Source organism: Aliinostoc sp. HNIBRCY26 (genome assembly GCF_050235535.1).
GTDB lineage: Bacteria > Cyanobacteriota > Cyanobacteriia > Cyanobacteriales > Nostocaceae > Trichormus.
The window spans coordinates 2,885,317-2,904,004 of the sequence record NZ_CP189852.1; the positions used below are offsets into that span (position 1 = coordinate 2,885,317).

Annotated in this window: 19 protein-coding genes; 11 read left to right on the top strand and 8 right to left on the bottom strand. The window is 40.4% G+C overall.

The window, feature by feature from the left end; all coding sequences use genetic code 11:
- The first annotated feature begins 37 nt into the window (after window positions 1–37).
- From ACQFX9_RS12310 to ACQFX9_RS12350, 9 genes are all read left to right on the top strand, one after another.
- Window positions 38–1,219, top strand: coding sequence for a hypothetical protein (locus tag ACQFX9_RS12310; protein WP_427162272.1), 1,182 nt, complete (start codon window positions 38–40; stop codon window positions 1,217–1,219).
- Entirely contained in the window at window positions 1,209–3,701 is a 2,493-nt protein-coding gene (gene hypF, locus ACQFX9_RS12315; RefSeq protein ID WP_427162273.1) for a carbamoyltransferase HypF, read from the top strand. Before ACQFX9_RS12310 ends, hypF begins: the two co-directional genes overlap by 11 nt.
- A gap of 93 nt (window positions 3,702–3,794) precedes the next feature.
- Complete coding sequence (locus ACQFX9_RS12320; RefSeq protein WP_427162274.1) at window positions 3,795–4,055, top strand: HypC/HybG/HupF family hydrogenase formation chaperone; 261 nt, start codon at window positions 3,795–3,797, stop codon at window positions 4,053–4,055.
- A 40-nt stretch (window positions 4,056–4,095) separates the two neighbouring features.
- Window positions 4,096–5,229 (top strand): hydrogenase formation protein HypD, encoded by a 1,134-nt coding sequence (gene hypD / locus ACQFX9_RS12325; protein ID WP_427162275.1) that lies wholly within the window; start codon window positions 4,096–4,098, stop codon window positions 5,227–5,229.
- Between the two features lie 53 nt (window positions 5,230–5,282).
- The gene (locus ACQFX9_RS12330; protein WP_066380276.1) at window positions 5,283–5,498 is read left to right on the top strand and encodes a tautomerase family protein; all 216 of its coding nucleotides are present in this window, start codon (window positions 5,283–5,285) and stop codon (window positions 5,496–5,498) included.
- Window positions 5,499–5,585: 87 nt separating this feature from the next.
- Window positions 5,586–6,689 carry a hydrogenase expression/formation protein HypE gene (hypE, locus tag ACQFX9_RS12335; RefSeq protein ID WP_427162276.1) on the top strand — a complete coding sequence of 368 codons (1,104 nt, stop codon included), beginning with the start codon at window positions 5,586–5,588 and terminating at the stop codon, window positions 6,687–6,689.
- Window positions 6,690–6,707: 18 nt separating this feature from the next.
- Window positions 6,708–7,049, top strand: a complete 342-nt coding sequence (gene hypA / locus ACQFX9_RS12340; protein WP_427162277.1) for a hydrogenase maturation nickel metallochaperone HypA — start codon at window positions 6,708–6,710, stop codon at window positions 7,047–7,049.
- The gene (hypB, locus tag ACQFX9_RS12345; RefSeq protein ID WP_427162278.1) at window positions 7,040–7,891 is read left to right on the top strand and encodes a hydrogenase nickel incorporation protein HypB; all 852 of its coding nucleotides are present in this window, start codon (window positions 7,040–7,042) and stop codon (window positions 7,889–7,891) included. The genes hypA and hypB overlap by 10 nt, the downstream gene beginning before the upstream one ends.
- Window positions 7,892–8,139: 248 nt before the next feature.
- Complete coding sequence (locus ACQFX9_RS12350; RefSeq protein ID WP_427162279.1) at window positions 8,140–8,832, top strand: Coq4 family protein; 693 nt, start codon at window positions 8,140–8,142, stop codon at window positions 8,830–8,832.
- 100 nt (window positions 8,833–8,932) lie between these two features.
- Here the strand turns inward: ACQFX9_RS12350 and ACQFX9_RS12355 are convergent, their stop codons facing one another.
- From ACQFX9_RS12355 to ACQFX9_RS12375, 5 genes are all read right to left on the bottom strand, one after another.
- Window positions 8,933–9,802: an alpha/beta fold hydrolase gene (locus ACQFX9_RS12355; RefSeq protein WP_427162280.1), complete on the bottom strand. Its 870-nt coding sequence runs from the start codon at window positions 9,800–9,802 to the stop codon at window positions 8,933–8,935.
- A 92-nt stretch (window positions 9,803–9,894) separates the two neighbouring features.
- Window positions 9,895–10,770: a helix-turn-helix domain-containing protein gene (locus ACQFX9_RS12360; protein ID WP_427162281.1), complete on the bottom strand. Its 876-nt coding sequence runs from the start codon at window positions 10,768–10,770 to the stop codon at window positions 9,895–9,897.
- 38 nt (window positions 10,771–10,808) lie between these two features.
- A complete protein-coding gene (locus tag ACQFX9_RS12365) occupies window positions 10,809–11,036 on the bottom strand; it encodes a hypothetical protein (protein ID WP_427162282.1) in 228 nt (75 codons plus the stop codon).
- Window positions 11,037–11,675: 639 nt separating this feature from the next.
- A complete protein-coding gene (locus tag ACQFX9_RS12370; protein WP_427156769.1) occupies window positions 11,676–12,245 on the bottom strand; it encodes an IS630 family transposase in 570 nt (189 codons plus the stop codon).
- On the bottom strand, window positions 12,239–12,736 hold the full coding sequence (locus tag ACQFX9_RS12375) for a helix-turn-helix domain-containing protein (protein ID WP_427160742.1): 498 nt from the start codon (window positions 12,734–12,736) through the stop codon (window positions 12,239–12,241). Before ACQFX9_RS12375 ends, ACQFX9_RS12370 begins: the two co-directional genes overlap by 7 nt.
- Before the next feature lie 511 nt (window positions 12,737–13,247).
- Here ACQFX9_RS12375 and tpiA point away from each other — a divergent pair.
- Together tpiA and folP are read left to right on the top strand one after the other, a co-directional pair.
- The gene (gene tpiA / locus ACQFX9_RS12380; protein ID WP_427162866.1) at window positions 13,248–13,976 is read left to right on the top strand and encodes a triose-phosphate isomerase; all 729 of its coding nucleotides are present in this window, start codon (window positions 13,248–13,250) and stop codon (window positions 13,974–13,976) included.
- Between the two features lie 220 nt (window positions 13,977–14,196).
- Entirely contained in the window at window positions 14,197–15,039 is an 843-nt protein-coding gene (gene folP / locus ACQFX9_RS12385) for a dihydropteroate synthase (RefSeq protein ID WP_427162283.1), read from the top strand.
- 256 nt (window positions 15,040–15,295) lie between these two features.
- Here folP and ACQFX9_RS12390 read toward each other — a convergent pair whose 3' ends face one another.
- From ACQFX9_RS12390 to ACQFX9_RS12400, 3 genes are all read right to left on the bottom strand, one after another.
- On the bottom strand, window positions 15,296–16,132 hold the full coding sequence (locus tag ACQFX9_RS12390; protein WP_236140616.1) for an SPFH domain-containing protein: 837 nt from the start codon (window positions 16,130–16,132) through the stop codon (window positions 15,296–15,298).
- Between the two features lie 128 nt (window positions 16,133–16,260).
- Complete coding sequence (locus tag ACQFX9_RS12395; protein WP_427162284.1) at window positions 16,261–16,416, bottom strand: hypothetical protein; 156 nt, start codon at window positions 16,414–16,416, stop codon at window positions 16,261–16,263.
- A 259-nt stretch (window positions 16,417–16,675) separates the two neighbouring features.
- On the bottom strand, window positions 16,676–18,151 hold the full coding sequence (locus ACQFX9_RS12400; RefSeq protein WP_427162285.1) for an SLBB domain-containing protein: 1,476 nt from the start codon (window positions 18,149–18,151) through the stop codon (window positions 16,676–16,678).
- Window positions 18,152–18,688: the final 537 nt, after the last annotated feature.

An 18,688-nucleotide genomic window follows, 5' to 3' on the forward strand; every position in this document is an offset into this window, starting at 1 on the left:
CGTGAGATAAAAAAACCTTTAACTCCACACCCCAACCTTGCACACAGACTTAACAAAAACTCCCCCCAATCTTCCCTTATTACCCCAAGGTGCAGAGGTAATTTTAGGTAATATTATTAATCCCGAATTCCTAGCAATTCCCCTAGCACCAACTCCCACCACAATGTTTGCCCCGCGTGGTGCTTGTTTAGTATCTGAAAATGGCTCATTATGGGTATCAGATACCGGACATCATCGCTTATTAGGATGGCGTAATTTACCCACAACAGATAATCAACCTGCTGACTGGGTAATTGGACAACCAGATTTTTATCATGAAGGACAAAATGCTAAAGGTACACCAGGAAGAAATACCTTCAGTGTACCGACAGGAATTTGTGTGTGTGGCGGAGGTTTAGCAGTAGCAGATGCTTGGAATCATCGGGTTTTAATTTGGCATAAGATACCAGAAGATAGTCATGTTCCGGCAGATTTAGTATTAGGACAAGCTAATTTTACTGATAATCAACCTAATAGGGGTAGTCACCAACCTACGGCTTATACCATGCACTGGCCTTATGGTATTTTCTATCATCAAGGTAAGTTATTTGTAGCAGACACAGGTAATAGACGATTGTTAATTTGGCAGCAGTTACCTACAGAAAATAGTCAACCTGCTGATATAGTTCTAGGACAGCCAGATATGACATCTCGCGATGAGAATGGCGGCGGTTCTCCCACGGCGGCGAGTATGCGTTGGTGTCATGATATTGCGATTTGGAATGAGAATTTAGTTGTCACCGATGCGGGTAATAATCGGGTGATGATTTGGCAAGGGATACCAACAGAAAATAATGCCCCTTGTGCGGTGGTTTTAGGACAGAAAAGTTTTGATATTGTAGAAATGAATCAGGGAGTTTATTTCCCTAGTGCGAGTAGTTTGAGTATGCCCTATGGCGTAGCTGTGGCTGGCGAATGGTTATTAGTAGCAGATACTGCTAATTCTCGATTGCTAGGATGGAAGCAGCCAGAGTCAATATTATCATTGCAAGGTGCTGTGGCAGATGGGATTGTCGGACAAGATACTTTTCAAAGTAAAAGCGAAAATCGTAACTTCGGAACACCCACACGCCACAGCTTAAATTGGTGTTACGGAATAAAAGTTTGTGGCAAAACGGCGGTAATCTCGGATTCTGGCAATAACCGAATTTTGCTATGGCGGTTGAACTATGGCGACTGAAGAAATTAGAGTTCGCGGTACTGTACAGGGGGTAGGATTTCGCCCTACAGTTTACCGTCTGGCTAAAGCCTGCGGTTTGCGGGGAGATGTTTGTAATGATGGGGAAGGTGTGTTAATTCGGGTAGCTGGTAGTGAAACTGAATTAGCAGAGTTTTTCACTAGATTACAGTCGGAATGTCCCCCTTTAGCAAAAATTACCGAACTCGTCAGAACTCCCTCTCCAAGTGAGTTAAATTTTGATGATTTTGTCATTTCAGGGAGTGTTAGCGGTGTTTCTAAAACTCAAATCTCCCCTGATGCGGCGACTTGTCCCCAATGTCAGCAAGAAATTTCTGACCCCTTTAGCCGCTTTTATCGTTATCCTTTTACCAACTGTACCCACTGTGGCCCCCGTTTAAGTATCATTCGCGCCATTCCTTACGACAGATGCAACACCAGTATGTCTGCGTTTGTCATGTGTCCCAACTGTGAGAGTGAATACCACGATGTCGAAAATCGTCGCTTTCATGCCCAACCTGTAGCCTGTCATGTATGTGGCCCCCAAGCTTGGTTAGAACGGGCTGATGGTAAGCCTGTGACAGCTTCCATGTTCTCCATGTTGGATGATGTAGACGCGGTTTGTACCTTGCTGCAAAAGGGTGAAATTGTTGCTATTAAGGGTATAGGCGGTATTCATCTGGCTTGTGATGCGACACAAGAGGCGGCTGTACAAAAATTACGTCAGCGTAAGCAGCGTTATGATAAACCCTTCGCTTTGATGGCGCGGGATATTGCAATTATTGAAGAATATTGTTTTGTTAACGATAAGGAACGAGAGTTATTAACAAGTCCAGCCGCGCCTATTGTATTGTTGCAGAGGAAGGGACTGGGGACTGGGGACTGGGGACTGGGGACTGAGGAAAACATAAACACTCTCAACTCACCCACTCAGCACCGGCTAAACGCCGCGCTACCGCTAACATCACTCAGCACTCAGCACTCATCACTCATCACTCAGCACTCATCACTCAGCACTCAGCACTCCATAGCCCCTTCTGTAGCACCAGGACAAAATACTCTGGGTTTCATGCTACCTTATACGCCTTTGCATCATTTAATTCTGCGGCGGATGAATCGCCCAATTGTGTTAACTAGTGGTAATCTTTCAGATGAACCGCAATGTATAGATAATGATGAAGCTAAAAAGAAATTAAGTCACATTGCTGATTATTTTCTCTTACATAATCGCGAGATTGTTAACAGAGTAGATGATTCAGTTGTCAGGGTTGTTGATAATAAATTACAAACAATTCGTCGGGCTAGAGGTTATGCGCCAGCACCGATAAAATTACCGCCAGGATTTGAGAATGTCCCGCCGATTTTAGCAATGGGGAGTGAGTTAAAAAATACCTTTTGCTTATTACGAGAAGGGGAAGCAATTCTCTCACAACATTTAGGCGATTTAGAAAATGCCGCAGCGTTGAATGCTTATCAAGATACACTCAATTTATATTTAAACTTATTTGAACATCAACCACAAGCGATCGCAGTTGATTTACACCCCGAATATCTCTCAACAAAACTCGGTAAAGAACTAGCCACAGCAAACAATCTTCCCATTTATTCTATCCAACATCATCACGCCCATATCGCCGCTTGCATGGCAGAAAATGGTATTCCCTTAGATACAAACCCAGTTTTAGGTATTGCTTGCGATGGTTTAGGTTATGGTACAGATGGTAAACTGTGGGGAGGAGAATTTCTACTAGCTGATTATCGCCAATTTCAACGCCTAGCCACCTTTAAACCAGTAGCAATGATTGGTGGCGAACAAGCAATTTACCAACCTTGGCGAAATACCTACGCCCATTTGCTCGCAGCGAATCTTTGGGATGATTGCCAACAAAAATATAGTGATTTAGAAATCTTAAAATTTTTAAATCAAAAGCCCATAAAACTGCTGAATCAGCTTGTGGAAAAAGGTATTAATGCCCCCTTAGCCTCCTCAGTCGGCAGACTATTTGACGCTGTAGCGGCGGCTATTGGCATTTGTACCGCAGAATGTAGCTATGAAGGACAAGCTGCGATCGCACTTGAAGCCATAGCCGATATTCACACATTAAATAATCCTAAAGAAACCGGAATTTACCCTTTTAATGTAAGCTTTTCCGATAGTATTTATTGTATAGAGTCCAGCCCCATGTGGCAGTGCTTACTTAATGATATTAAGCAGCAAACACCCCAGTCAATCATAGCTGCTAAATTTCATCAAAGTTTAGCTAATGTCATTGTAGAAATGGTTAACCGCCTACATCAAGAACAAACATTTAATCAAGTTGTATTAACCGGAGGCGTATTTCAAAACACAATCTTATTAAACATCTTAAAAAACCAATTAAAAAACCTACAAATAAACATTCTCACCCACAGCCTAATTCCCACAAACGACGGTGGTTTATCACTAGGACAAGCCCTAATCACAGCAGCCCTCAAAAAATTTTAAATCTCCACCAAAAACCCCCTCTTATACTCTCTGCGCCTCTGCGCCTCTGCGTGATAAAAATAATTCTATTCCACCCCACCAAGGAACATAAAAATGTGTTTAGGAATCCCCGGACAAATAGTAGAAATCAGCGACGCTAACCAAAAACTAGCCATAGTAAACATTGGTGGAGTCAAACGCCAAGTAAACATAGCCTGCATAGTAGACGAACAACATCCCCCCGAATCATGCGTAGGAGACTGGGTATTAGTTCACGTTGGTTTCGCCATGAATAGAATCAACGAACAAGAAGCAGCAGAGACACTGAAACTATTAGAAGAAATCGCTTTAGCCCAAGCAGAAATTAGTAATTAATATCTCCCAGTCCCCAGTCCCCAATACCCAGTCCCCAACCATGAAATACGTAGACGAATTTAGAGAACCAGAAAAAGCCGAAGCATTACGCCGAGAAATAGAAAAACTCAGCTATCAAATAAATAAACATATAAAAATTATGGAAGTATGCGGCGGGCATACCCATTCTATTTTTAAATACGGTATCGAAGAAATCTTACCAAACAATATCGAACTAATTCACGGGCCTGGCTGTCCAGTGTGCGTCATGCCCAAGGGTAGATTAGATGATGCGATCGCAATTGCTCAAAATCCCAATGTCATTTTAACAACCTTTGGTGACACCATGCGCGTCCCCGGCTCTAAATATAGCCTACTACAAGCCAGAGCCGCAGGCGCAGATATTCGTATGGTTTACTCACCTCTAGATAGCCTAAAAATTGCTAAAAATAACCCTGATAAAGAGGTAGTATTTTTTGGTATTGGCTTTGAAACTACAGCACCTAGCACCGCCTTTACCATCCTCCAAGCAGCCGAGGAAAATATTCAAAACTTTAGTATGTTTACGAATCACGTTTTAGTGATTCCAGCTTTAGAAGCATTATTAGATAACCCAGATTTACAACTAGATGGATTTGTTGGGCCTGGTCATGTCAGTATGGTAATTGGCACTGCACCCTATGAAGTTATTTCCCAAAAATATCATAAACCCATAGTTGTCTCAGGTTTTGAACCTTTAGATATTCTCCAATCAATTTGGATGTTATTACAGCAACTAGTAGAAAATCGCTGTGAAGTCGAAAATCAATACAATCGATTAGTCCAAAAAGAGGGGAATCAAATAGCACTAAAAGCCATGAATCAAGTATTTGCAGTCCGCGAAACTTTTGAATGGCGAGGCTTAAATGAAATCCCCAACTCCGGTTTAAAAATTCGCCCGGAATATGCCCAATTTGATGCTGAATTAAAATTTACCATTCCTAACCAAAAAGTTGCTGACCACAAAGCTTGCCAATGCGGTGAAATTCTCAAGGGAGTGCTGAAACCTTGGCAATGTAAAGTTTTTGGAACAGCTTGCACTCCCGAAACACCAATTGGGACTTGTATGGTTTCTTCTGAAGGTGCTTGTGCAGCATACTATAAATATGGCAGATTTTCGACTGCAATGCCACAACCCGCAGTCACATCTCCATAACCTCCAAAAAGCAGCGACACACTCCACATAACAACACTGCGAGGAAAATTTGTATGCCATTTGTCACCGTGAAAATTGCCAGAGGACATTCCATCGAAAAAAAACGGCACTTAGTAGAAGCTATTACTAATGCGATGGTTGCAGCATTGGATACTAAGCCTGAATGGATTACAATTCACATCGATGAATTTGAGCGAGAAAACTGGGCTGTTAATGGTATTTTACACTGCGATCGCCACCGTGGTAGACACGATGAAACAGGTAGATAAAACTTACAAATAAATAGTAAGGTGTGTTACCAATTATGTAACTCACCTTACCAGATATTCCATATTAAAAACTGCGAATTATAAAAAATGGATGTTTCAAAAACCAACTCAATACCTAACCCACTATTACAAAAAATCACCCAAAACCGTCGTCGCCATCATCAACTCAAAGATACACAGATTACCCTCGCACATGGTAGCGGTGGTAAAGCCATGCGCGACTTAATTGATGATATTTTTGTCAGTAGTTTTGATAACCCCATTCTCTCGCAATTAGAAGACCAAGCTAGCTTTAATTTATCTCAACTGTTACTACATGGTGATAGACTCGCTTTTACTACCGATTCCTATGTTGTAGATCCCTTATTTTTTCCTGGTAGCGACATCGGAGAACTAGCAATTAACGGTACCATTAATGACTTAGCTGTGAGTGGTGCTAAACCTTTATATTTAACTTGCAGCGTCATTTTAGAAGAAGGATTACCGACAGAAACTTTGCGGCGTGTCGTAAATAGTATGAAAATTGCCGCGAAAACAGCAGGAGTGCAAATTGTCACTGGTGACACTAAAGTTGTGCATCGTGGTGCGGCTGATAAATTATTTATTAATACGACTGGAATTGGCGTTATCCCAGCAGGTGTTAACATTTCCGCCCATAATATTCAACCTGGTGATGCCATCATTATTAATGGTGAATTAGGAAATCATGGTGCAGCAATTTTAATTGCCCGTGGCGAATTAGCATTAGATACGAACATCGAAAGTGATTGTCAGCCACTACATGAATTAGTCGCCACCATCCTCAATGTTTGCCCCGAAATTCACGCCATGCGCGACGCAACCAGGGGAGGATTAGCCACAGTTTTAAATGAATTTGCCTTAACTTCTAATGTCGGTATTCGTATTAATGAAGTCTCTATACCTGTGCGCGAAGAAGTGAAAGGAATGTGTGAGATTTTGGGATTAGATCCTTTATATTTAGCCAATGAAGGCAAATTATTAGTAGTAGTTAAAAGCGAACAAGCCAAAACAGTTTTAACTGCTATGCAGTCTCATCCTTATGGAAAAAATGCTTGTATTATTGGTGAGGTTATTGATTCGCCTAACGGTGTAGTTTTATTAAAAACTGCCTTCGGCACAGAAAGAATTATTGATATGTTAGTTGGTGAACAATTACCCAGAATTTGTTAATTAAGAGTTGATATTTTCATGCACGAACTAGGAATTACACAAAATATCGTCGCCATTGTGAGTGAATATGCCAAAGGCTCAAAAGTTAGCAGAGTTGCTTTAGAAATTGGCAAACTTTCGGCAATTATGCCAGAGGCGATTAACTTTTGCTTTGATATTTGTACTCAAGGTACCTTGCTTGAAGGTGCAACCTTAGAAATTATTGAAATTCCTGGTTTAGCCAAATGTCGCCAATGCGGTGCAGAATTTACCATCGATAAACCATTTGGTCTATGTAAATGTGGTAGCGTTCACTTAGATATTCTCACTGGTGAAGAACTAAAAATTAAAGAAATAGAGGTTGAGGAAGTATGTGTGTAACTTGCGGTTGTTCTGATGATGCTGAGGGCAAAATTACTAACTTAGAAACAGGGGAAATAGAACACAATCACAATCCTCATCACCATACACATACTTTACCTGATGGTACAGTAATTACCCATGCCCATGATCATGAACATGAAGCATCTCACATCCATGCAAAAATTCATGGAACAACCATATCTTTAGAACAAGAAATCTTAGGTAAGAATAATTTAATAGCTGCCCAAAATCGGGGGTGGTTTAAAGGTCGTAATATTTTCGCATTAAATTTAATGAGTTCTCCTGGTGCGGGGAAAACCACACTGTTAACTCGTACAATTAATGATTTAAAAAATCAATTACCAATAAATGTCATTGAAGGTGATCAAGAAACAATTAATGATGCTCAAAAGATTAAAGAAACAGGCTGTAAAGTCGTTCAGATTAATACGGGTACAGGCTGTCATTTAGACGCATCAATGATTGAAAGAGGCCTACAACAACTAAAACCCCCATTAAACTCAGTCTTGATGATTGAAAATGTGGGGAATTTAGTTTGTCCAGCTTTATTTGACTTAGGAGAACAGGCAAAAGTTGTAATTCTTTCAGTGACAGAAGGCGAAGATAAACCGATTAAATACCCGCATATGTTCCGTGCCAGTGAGATTATGATTCTCACCAAAATTGACCTATTACCTTATGTTAATTTTGATGTACAGCGTTGTATAGAATATGCAAAACAAGTTAATCCTCAGATGCAAATTTTTCAAGTTTCTGCAACTACAGGTGCAGGTTTAGATAGTTGGTACAAATGGCTTCAGGAAAAAGTTTTGAACTGTGCAAATTTAGTGAATGCTTAAGTCAGCATATTTGAGCTAAGAAAATAGTTGAAGTTTTAAAAACCCTGATTTATGTCAAAAATCGGGGTTTTTATTTATACTTATCTGAACTTGTATCGGTTTAAAGGTCATTTATAAATTAAAAATAACATTCAAGATGATTACAAATACCTCTGGAGATTCATGAAAATTCTGATTAGCTTGCCAAAAATTGAGGTAAATATTTTCCTCTAGACTTGGCGTGTAAATATTAAACTAACAAAATCACCATGAATAATGTAATTAACTACAACAACGATAAAGGACTCCTCGCCTATATTGAATTTTTAGCCGCTAGCAGCCTCAAACCCAGAAATGGTAATACTGACCCAGTATTTGACTTTGAGAATGCTCTAGACCAAACAGAAATGGCACAGTTAGCAGTTGATGAATTAAAGAAAATTCCAGAAGTCAATACATTATTTCAGGAACGCTGGCTACCTGTACATTTGGATTTAGATGAATTAGCTAACTTTCCAGAGGGAACTTTAGGTCATATCTACGCCAGAGAGATGAAAGCTAGAGGTTTCGACCCTGATTTTTACAAAAAAGTCCCTGTAGTTGATGACATTTCCTATCTCAAAATGTTGTGGCGTTCTACCCATGATATTTATCATGTAGTTGCGGGATTTGATACTGATGTTATTGGAGAAATTGGACTCCAAGCATTCGTTTTAGCTCAGACTCCAATTCCTATCAGCGTGATGTTAGTAAGTTTTGGTATGGTAATGATCAGTCTTTATCAACCGACAAAGTTTAATGATTTAATGACAGAAATAGCTCGCGGCTATAGACTAGGTTCTCAGACTCAGGGTAAACTGATAGCCCAAAAATGGGATCAGTTTTGGGATGTACAAGTGAGTAAAATTCGTGCAAGTTTAGGAATGACAACCATAGACAGTGAGTTAGCCACAATTGTCTAGTAAATACCTAATTTAAAGTCAGCTATTCACTAAAAAACCACAACCAATCATGAAATGTTATGTTTCTTAGTCTCATTCCCTACTCCCTACTCTCTACTCCTTAGTTATTATTCAATTCAAGCGAATGTTTTTTGAGCCAATTTAGTAATAACTGATTTACCTGCTGTGGTTTCTCCAGCATAAACCAATGTCCTGCATCTGTAATCTTTTCATACTGCCAATCTGCTGAGATGTATTTTCCAGAATTTTGCATTTGTGACTCCCATAAAACCTCATCTTGATTACCCCAAATACCAAGGGTAGGAACTGGAATTATTACAGGTTCAGGTAATTCTCCAGCTAAAGCGGTTAGCAAATAATTAGGTACGGGATTGGCTTTTTCTAGTCGCTGCATATTTTCTAATGCACCTGGTTTGAGAGTATTGTCTAAAATCTCCTCTCTGTGGGGATGACTACGCAGAACTTCTCGAAGTAAGCAACCATTGTTGACTCGATATAGTTGAGGTGCGACATCATGAATATTTAAAAAGTAAATCCACAAAAATTGCACATTTTCAAGAGATGTTGTTAAAAACTCTGCCAAATGTCCTACAGACATAGCTGTAAATGTTTGCAATTTTTCTGTGTGTGCTGCTAGTTCCCAACCAATAACAGCACCATAATCATGAGCAATACAATGGACTTTTGTAACTGCTAATTTTTCTAACAGGGAAATCATATCATTGACTAAATTAGCCAACTGATATCGACTTATATCTGTAGGTGTTTCACTTAAACCGTAACCTAATAAATCTGGACAAATTACACGATATCCATGTTCTAATAAAGCGATGATTTGATGTTTCCATAAATTGCCGTCATCAGGCCAACCATGAATTAATAAAACAGTTTCTTCCCCCGTACCGGAATCTCTAACAAAGTATTCAACTCCATTTAGTTCTATCATCTTAGCTGGAAGATTATTCAGCATACAATTGAGTGAATTAGTGTGGAACAATCCACACTTTAGCGATATCCTTCAAATCAAGTCGCGCCTGTTTTTGCCAACACAGCACATTCTTGCTATAACTTTCTAAATTCACTAGGAGACATCCCAACTAAGCGGCGAAAATGGCGACTAAGATGAGTTGGATGGGCAAAACCACACTCTAAAGCAATTTCTGTAATGTTATATTCTGGCTTTTGAAGTAATTGTTTTGCTAATTCTATGCGTTGTCTAATAATATATTGATGTGGTGGTAGGTGCATTGATTTCTTAAACAATCTAGCAAAGTAAAATTGGCTGATTCCTGCAACTTCTGCTAAATTGTCTAAACTAATATCTTCAGCTAAATTGGCTTGAATATAATCCAAGACAATTTTAAGTTTATGTTTTGGTAATGTTCCAAAATTCTGAAAGCTATTGAGTTTTGATATGGTAAATTGTTTAATTAAATGAATCATCAAAGCTGTCGCAAAGGATTCACCATACAATCTACCTGCGGGACATCCTGCTTCCAAATCTGCTTTGAGTACGCTGGTGAGAGTCTGAACAATGGGATCAAATATTTGCCATTGTGGGAGAAATTCTACTTGCTGATCATCTAAGGTTTCACTAGCTAATTGTGCAAATAATTGGGGGTCAAATACTAACACTGTAAAGTTGAGTTGTTCTCGCCAACTTGTCCAATGCTGAGTATGAGCAGGACAGAAAAAGGTTTCATTGCCTCTCAGTTTATAAGATAAAAATTGATTATCTAAGCGGCGTTCATGGTCTGAACTAGAGTTAGAATCTATAATTTCTAATATATGAAACGGGATATTATGCTGATTAATTTCTGCCCCTGGATGTTGATAATAAGCCAAAAAAACATTTTGCCATCCAGATGCTTTACTTGTTAGTATCGGTGGTTTGGGAATGATTTGATGACTTAAATCTTCTAATAAATGGGGTTGCATACAGTAGATGTGTGAGTAAAGCCGCCACACGTCTCACTTTACATCAAATTATTCAACCTACCAAAGAACTCAAAATTGATAATGACCTGAGAACGTGCTTTTTCCGTATCAACAGCGATCGCCCAAGGTAAATCCTCTAAAATAGCTTGTAATCTGGGGCTAGGCTGGATAGTTTCGATTGTGCCAGGAAAAAAGCGCACTCCCTCTACTGTATTCAGTTGAAAATCTTGTTTTACTCGCTCAATTGTAAATTGACTGTAGGGCATGGTTAGATATTTTGTTCACTAGAAACGGTATTCATCGCTAATTGTCTGCTGATGTTTTAGCCCCCTTACGGGGAAATGGTTAATGGAAAGGCAAACCGTCAATTTAGCGGTGATTTATCAGTATTATCGTTTCAGTCCCCTTGCGGGGAAATGGTTGATAGAAACTTTACCAAGGTGACGTAGTAGTTAACACTATGGTTTACGGGTTTCAGTCCCCTTGCGGGGAAAAGGTGTTTGGAAACTTTTGGAACCGTTCCACCAGATGTTCAAACTGCCGTTGACAAGTTTCAGTCCCCTTGCGGGGAAAAGGTTTGTGGAAACCTTATATAAGATGCTATCCTAACTCTAACATCTTAGTTTCAGTCCCCTTGCGGGGAAAAGGTTTGTGGAAACTTTGCCATAAGTCGGGAATTCTAGGTAAAGCGGGAGTGTTTCAGTCCCCTTGCGGGGAAAAGGTTTGTGGAAACTTGTGGATTGGGGACGAAGTGAACACGGTTTTAAAGTTTGTTTCAGTCCCCTTGCGGGGAAAAGGTTTGTGGAAACGAAAGAGGCTTAGTGCCTTTGGGGATTCGTAAGCTGTTTCAGTCCCCTTGCGGGGAAAAGGTTTGTGGAAACTAAAATTAAATGCGTTATACCAATTTAATATGAAGCTGCATATAAAAGAGCTTCTAAAATAAAGTCATAAGAAGACACAGACATGACTTGTTCAAAAGTTAATTGGTCAAATAGCTGCTGAATGCGCTCACGTAAATCTTGTAAAGAAGAGAAAAGTACATTTTTGAGAGATTTTTTGAGAAATTGCCAAAGCCTCTCGATGGGATTAAGTTCGGGAGAATGAGATGGTTGTAGTAGAGGAATAATATTGTCTGGCCAACGAATCGTAGAACTAGTATGGGCAGGAGCTTGATCAATCTGTAAAATGGCGTAATCGGAGCCTAATTGTTCAGATAGCCAGTCTAAAAACTGCTGAAAATAGTCGCCATTGAGTTTGGGGTATTCATGCTGGAAATGCTTTCCAGTCAACGGTTCAATTGCACCATAAATCCAAAAATTTTCCCGCAGCCATTTCACCTCAACAGTAGGTTTAACTCCTCTAGCTGTAATTACTTTGCCTGTGAGGGTTTTGAGTCCCACTCTCGTTTCATCTTGACACAGGTAGCGCACAGTTTTACCTGGTGCTAGCAGTTGTTCGAGACTAACTATCAGCACACCGAGTTTTTTTTAAATTCGGCTCTGAGTTTTTCATCCTGCTGATAGCTTTGGGGTCGTGGTACTTTGAGTTTCGCTCCTAAACGATATCTCACCCAGTCATAGACTGTTCCATACTCGATATCCAATCCATGTTTGAGTTTCAACCACTCGACTATTGCTCCGTAACTGCTAAATCCTTCTCCTGTTTCCAACTCTTGCTTTAATGAAGCGATCGCCTCTTCAGTAATTTTTCGTTTTGCCCCTGGTGCTTTCTTCACTGCTAATAACTCAGACAATCCACCCCCTCTATACCTCTGTAACCATCTCGTCACCGTCGAAGTATCTCTGGCCAAGCGTTTTCCAATTTCTTGCTGCTCCTTTACCTGCCCACTCTTGAGCCACCACAACATCTGTAGCTTTTCTTTTTGGCTACCTTCACTGGCTGTTTGCAGGCGTTTTTTGAGTTCTTCTTCGCTCTCCACGATTTCTATCTTAAACGGGCGGCTCATAGGTCTGAGGACTTATCACATTTACCTCCCCCTATTATATGCAACTTCATATTAAATTGGTATTAGAAAGTTCTGATTATTGTTTCAGTCCCCTTGCGGGGAAAAGGTTTGTGGAAACTGCTCGGTACTGAAACTGAGATAGAGCAAGCTTCCTGGGAAGCATTTTGACGAATCGCAAAATTAGGTCGATTTCAGCCCATCTTATTGCGAATAATTCTCAACTTTTCCAATTATCGAAACGCTGTAATTATTATATTGTCAAGGTTCTGGCGATTTTGACGAATCCCCAGGGTTTTTGACCCCGCTTCGACTTGTCAAACATCAAGCTGATTACCCAATCATAAGATGACTATTTGCTACTGTCGAGGTTTTTATTAAAAATTAAGAATCAAACAGCAAATCTATGTGTATCAGGTTTCACGCGAAATGGAATTAAGATGCTAATTACATCCCAAAAAGTTTTAGACTGAAAAGTGCATCTAGTAGCGTTAAGAACTTGACTAAATCACCTGTGCGAAAAATCGTTATTGCCGGTAACTGGAAAATGTTCAAAACCCAGGCAGAAACACAAGAGTTTTTGACAGGGTTTCTGCCATCCTTACAAGAAACACCTTCCGAAAGGGAAGTGATTCTATGTCCTCCGTTCACTGATCTCAGCGTTTTATCCAAGAGTTTACACGGTAGCCTTGTACAATTGGGAGCGCAAAACGTCCATTGGGAAGAAAGTGGTGCGTACACTGGTGAAATTTCTGGCCCCATGTTGGTAGAACTTGGTGTACGTTATGTCATCGTCGGTCATAGCGAACGCCGACAATATTTTGGCGAAACAGACCAAACTGTGAATTTGCGCTTGAAAGCTGCCCAAAAACACGGTTTAACCCCCATTCTTTGTGTAGGCGAAACTAAGCAACAGCGAGACGCTGGCGAAACAGAATCATTGATCATCAGCCAACTAGAACAAGACCTAGTAAATGTTGATCAAGACAATTTAGTAATTGCTTACGAACCAATTTGGGCTATTGGTACTGGTGACACCTGTGAAGCCACAGAAGCTAACCGCGTCATTGGCTTGATTCGCAATCAGTTAAAGAATCCCAATGTTCCCATCCAATACGGTGGTTCAGTAAAACCAAACAACATTGATGAAATTATGGCACAACCAGAAATTGATGGTGTGCTGGTGGGTGGTGCAAGTCTAGAACCTGCGAGTTTTGCTCGTATTGTTAATTATCATCAGTAGTTGGGGACTGGGGATTGGGGATTGGGGATTGGGGATTGGGTAGTGTCAATAACTGCCGATTTCTGTTAGTCTAACGACTTCCAGAGAATAAACTATCCAATTTATCTCAAAACAACTGTACTTTCCCCCTGCTCCCTGCCCCCTTGCCATTAAGGTAATTGTATATTCTTTTAATTGGAAGTCCCCTAGCAGGACGATTCCATTGCGACTTGATTTATTTATGGGTTTAATCATACGCGATCGCTGTTTCGATTGGGGACAGCGTACCTATCTAATGGGAGTATTAAACATTACTCCTGATAGTTTTAGTGATGGTGGTGAATTTAATAATATTGCGGCGGCTTTATCCCAAGCCCAAGCAATGGTTTCAGCCGGTGCTGATATTATCGATGTCGGTGGACAATCCACCAGGCCTGGAGCAGAGCAAATTAGCCTAGAAGATGAACTCAACAGGGTGCTGCCAGTTATTGAGGCATTGCGACCAGAAATTTCTGTACCCATATCAGTAGATACAACTAGGGCTGATATTGCAAAAGCATCTGTAGAAGCTGGCGCAGATATTATTAATGATATTTCTGGCGGTACATTTGACGAGCAAATGTTACCCACAGCAGCCAGTTTAGGTGTACCCATTATCTTGATGCACATCCAAGGGACACCCCAGACAATGCAACAAATGACTAATTATCAGGATGTAGTCAAAGAAATTGCGAGTTTTTTGGCTAAACAGATAGCCATAGCCACCGATTTAGGCATTGATCCTACCAAAATCATCATTGATCCTGGTATTGGTTTTGCCAAGAACTATGAACAGAACTTAGAAATTTTGCGCCGCTTAGAAGAATTGCGATCGCTTAATTGTCCTATCTTAGTAGGAGTCTCCCGCAAAAGTTTTATCGGACGCATTTTAAATCAACCAGATCCAAAAGCCAGAGTCTGGGGAACAGCTGCGGCTTGTTGTGCAGCCATCTTCAATGGTGCTGATATCCTCCGCATTCATGATGTCAAAGAAATCAGCGATGTTTCCCTAGTTGCAGATGCCATATTTAGGGAAATTAGTTAGAAACTGAATCATACCCAATTTTGGATTTTGGATACTTCGACAAGCTCAGTACAAGTTTTGGATTTTGGATTAAAAACCCAGATTTGTAACCTCTTCCAGAATCATTTAAGCTGCATACAGCCAGGGCTAAAGCCCTTACTACAAGCGAATGAGTCTGGAAAAATGAATGGCGATTGGCTTACCGACACCCATTTAGTTTGGTGAATGATTCCCAACACTCAGCACTCAGCACTCAACACTCAGCACTCAGCACTCCCTAACCATGTTCAGAACTTTTCCCATTCCCTTCAGTGGTAGTTGATTCCGCAATTACTTCCTTCATCAATTCACCACTTTTACCAGGATCTACAAACACAACCTTGGCATTTGGGCTTTCTCCTAGCCTGTAGCTAGCATTAATATAATCTTGCGCCACCAAATACCGCAGAATTTCCTTACTTTCAGGATTACTACGTAAACCTTCCGCAATAATCTGCATGGAAGTCATAGTTCCTTCCGCTTTCTTAATTGCAGCTTGTCTTTCTGCCTCAGCTTCCGTAATCAACGCCCGTTTTTTAATTTCCGCAGCGCGTTCTTCTTCCATTGATTTACGCACACTCTCTGGTGGTGTAATTCTTTGAATGTCTAAGCGAATAATCTCAACACCCCAGTCAAGGGTTGTACTGTTCAACTGATCTAAGATGGCTTTATCCATCTCCGCCCTTGTCACATTAGTTTCTTCCACAGTATTCCGAGCAATAATTTCTCGTAGTGTGGTTGTAGCTAGCTGTGTCAGAGAACCTTGCAAATCTTCAATTGCGTAAAAGCTTTTCTCTATATCTTTGATGCGCCAGAACAACACAGCATCAACTTCTAAATAAATATTGTCTTTTGTAATGATGTTCTGGGGTTTAATGTCAATGAACTGCTCTCGTGTGGTATCTTCCATCACAATCTGATCCACCAAAGGCACCACAAAGTTTAAACCTGGTGTCAGTGTACGGTGTTTTCTGCCCAAACGTTCCACAAGGGCTGCATTACCTTCATTGATGATTTTGGCAGATCCCAAGGCATAGGCTATCAGTGCTAAGACTACAGCAATAATTGGCTCCATATATGCTCCTATTAGCTTTTAAGGAGATTTTAGTTTAAAGGACATGGTACTACCATGTTTTACACTTCAGTCTAATGTTTTGAGTTTTTAACTTGTAACTTTATAAACTGAGTAGTCAACAATTATAGTTATATCGACATCATCACCAGTAAACCACAAAATGTTGAGAGACTTTTGTTGAGCTTGGGGATTGGGGACTGGGGATTGGGGACTGGGGATTGGGGACTGGGGGCTGGGGACAAGGTAGACAAGGTGGAATTGATTACTAAACACTCATTACTCATTACTCATTACTCAGCACTCATTACTCTCAAAATAGCAATGGGGACGAAAGTAGTTAACTTCCGTCCCCAACTGCTCATACCAATTCATTAAAATTCTGATACAAATCCCAGTTCAGAAACCCTTGTCAAGTCAGGATGTCTCAATTGTGTTAGCGTAACGGGACAAATTCCATTGCTGTCTTCGTAGCGCGACGGGAGCATCGTTGCGAATTGCGAATTGCGAATTGCGAATTGCGAATTGGCATCAGTGTTTTTGAAATTAAATTCCGAAAAATCTCAACATATTAAAGATAATACCCAGAGGCCCTGCTACGATGTTGAGACCATCAGTAGTTCTGGCGAGACCAGAACGGTTAACTACAACCACATCATTATTGCGGAGAATAGGATTAGTTTGGTCATTAATTCCTTGACTGAAGTCAACTTTAATCTCACGCTTAGTTACTGAACCGTTGGGGTTCAAGCGAATCAACTCTACACTGCCCTTACGCGCTCTAGCATCGTTAAAACCACCAGCTGCTAGTAGAGCTTGGTTTAAGGAACTATTCGCTTGTAATTCCACTGCTCCCGGCTGTTTAACTTCACCCACTACCCCGACTTGAATTTTGGCAGGAGATAAAGTTGTTGTTGCTAATTGAGTAGCTTCTGCTGGACTAATTTCTTTGGCTGTCGGAATGACAATCGTGTCTCCATCCTGCACGATTACGTCTTGATTGACATCGCCATTTTTCAATAATTCCCAGAGATTAATATCTACAGTTTGTTCTGAACCTGTTCTGGTGGGGCGACGTAGCTTAATATTACGAATGTCAGCTTGGGATGTAATCCCACCCGCTAATTGAATAGCTCGTGACACATTGGGCAACCCAGAGCCAGCAGCAGTGCCATTTTGTCCATCTGTCGAACCTGCGGAAACTAGGTAAGAACCTGGACGGTAAACTTCACCAATGATGGCGATGGTGCGAGGTGCAGTTTGGCTGGCTGCAAAGTTGGCTGCAAATAAATTGCGCGCCTCTGCCACGTTAAAAGTAGTGGCTGTTGGCACAACTATCACATCGCCATCCCGTAGGGTGATATCTTGGGCAGTATTACCAGTTTGGATGAGTTCCTTGAGATTGAGCGTTACCAATTGCTCACCAGAACGTCCAGTTTTACGTTTAAGCTGCACTTTAGTAACATCGGCTGCTAAGGTAACTCCCTGTGCTGTCGTCAATGCAGCTAAGACCGTGGGATACTGTACCCCTGGATTGTTACCTGCACCACCTTGCAAACTGAGTGTATAAGCACCAGGACGGGTAACTTCTCCTGCAACCAAAATATTAATCGGGCGTGGAGATAAAAGATTAATAGAAATTTGGGGACGTTTCAGAAATTTACGATATTTTTCGGTAATAATATCAGCCGCTTGTTCGGTGGTTAAACCCAGAACAGAAACGCTACCAATTAGAGGTAAGTTAATTGCACCACCGGGCGGAATTTGATATTCACCCGTATATTCAGGCACTTCAAAAACATTGACACGGATGAGGTCTCCACCACCTAACAGATAATTTGTATCTGGTTGTTGGATAGGCGTGGATACGGGTTGGTTAATCCGAGGTACTGTTTGGGGATTGGGAAATACTGGCTGTCCCTGAGCTAAACTGGCAGACGGCAAAATGAGATGAACAGCTGTTAATAAAGCTGCACCCACAGCTGGCTGGGCTAGAAATTTCAGCGAACCTGCGTTAACCATATTTACCTTAGACTCTGAGACTACAAGTGTTAAAGTATTGTCTAAACATTTTAATCTTGACTATACTTAAGTATTTAGGTTTCCCGACAATCTCATTTTCCTAAAAAAGCCTTCTTTTCCGGAAGAATATTTTGACTAGGTTGTTGAATTTTTAATGAAGCACAATGGAATCTATGGATTTGATTGACGTTTTAAATGACCTGCTGGAGTAGGTAACAGTGAAATAGGAACGGAGATCAATCATTTTAGAAGCTAGTTTTGTCAAGTATTCAAGCGCAAATCTTATATGATCTCTAGTTTTGGTTAATGTAGCAAAAACAACTTATATATCTCCTAATTAATCAAAGCTATTAGTGTTTAAATGACAGCTAAATATTATGTCAACCAAGATGTAATCACTTGAGCAATTTATATTTTTAATTAGTTACTTGTAAACCCATCTAAGGTTATACATTTGAATAATTCAGGACAATAAATATACAGCAGATTTTTATCCCTAATATGTGATTTTAGTCAAAAAACACACAATAAGAGATT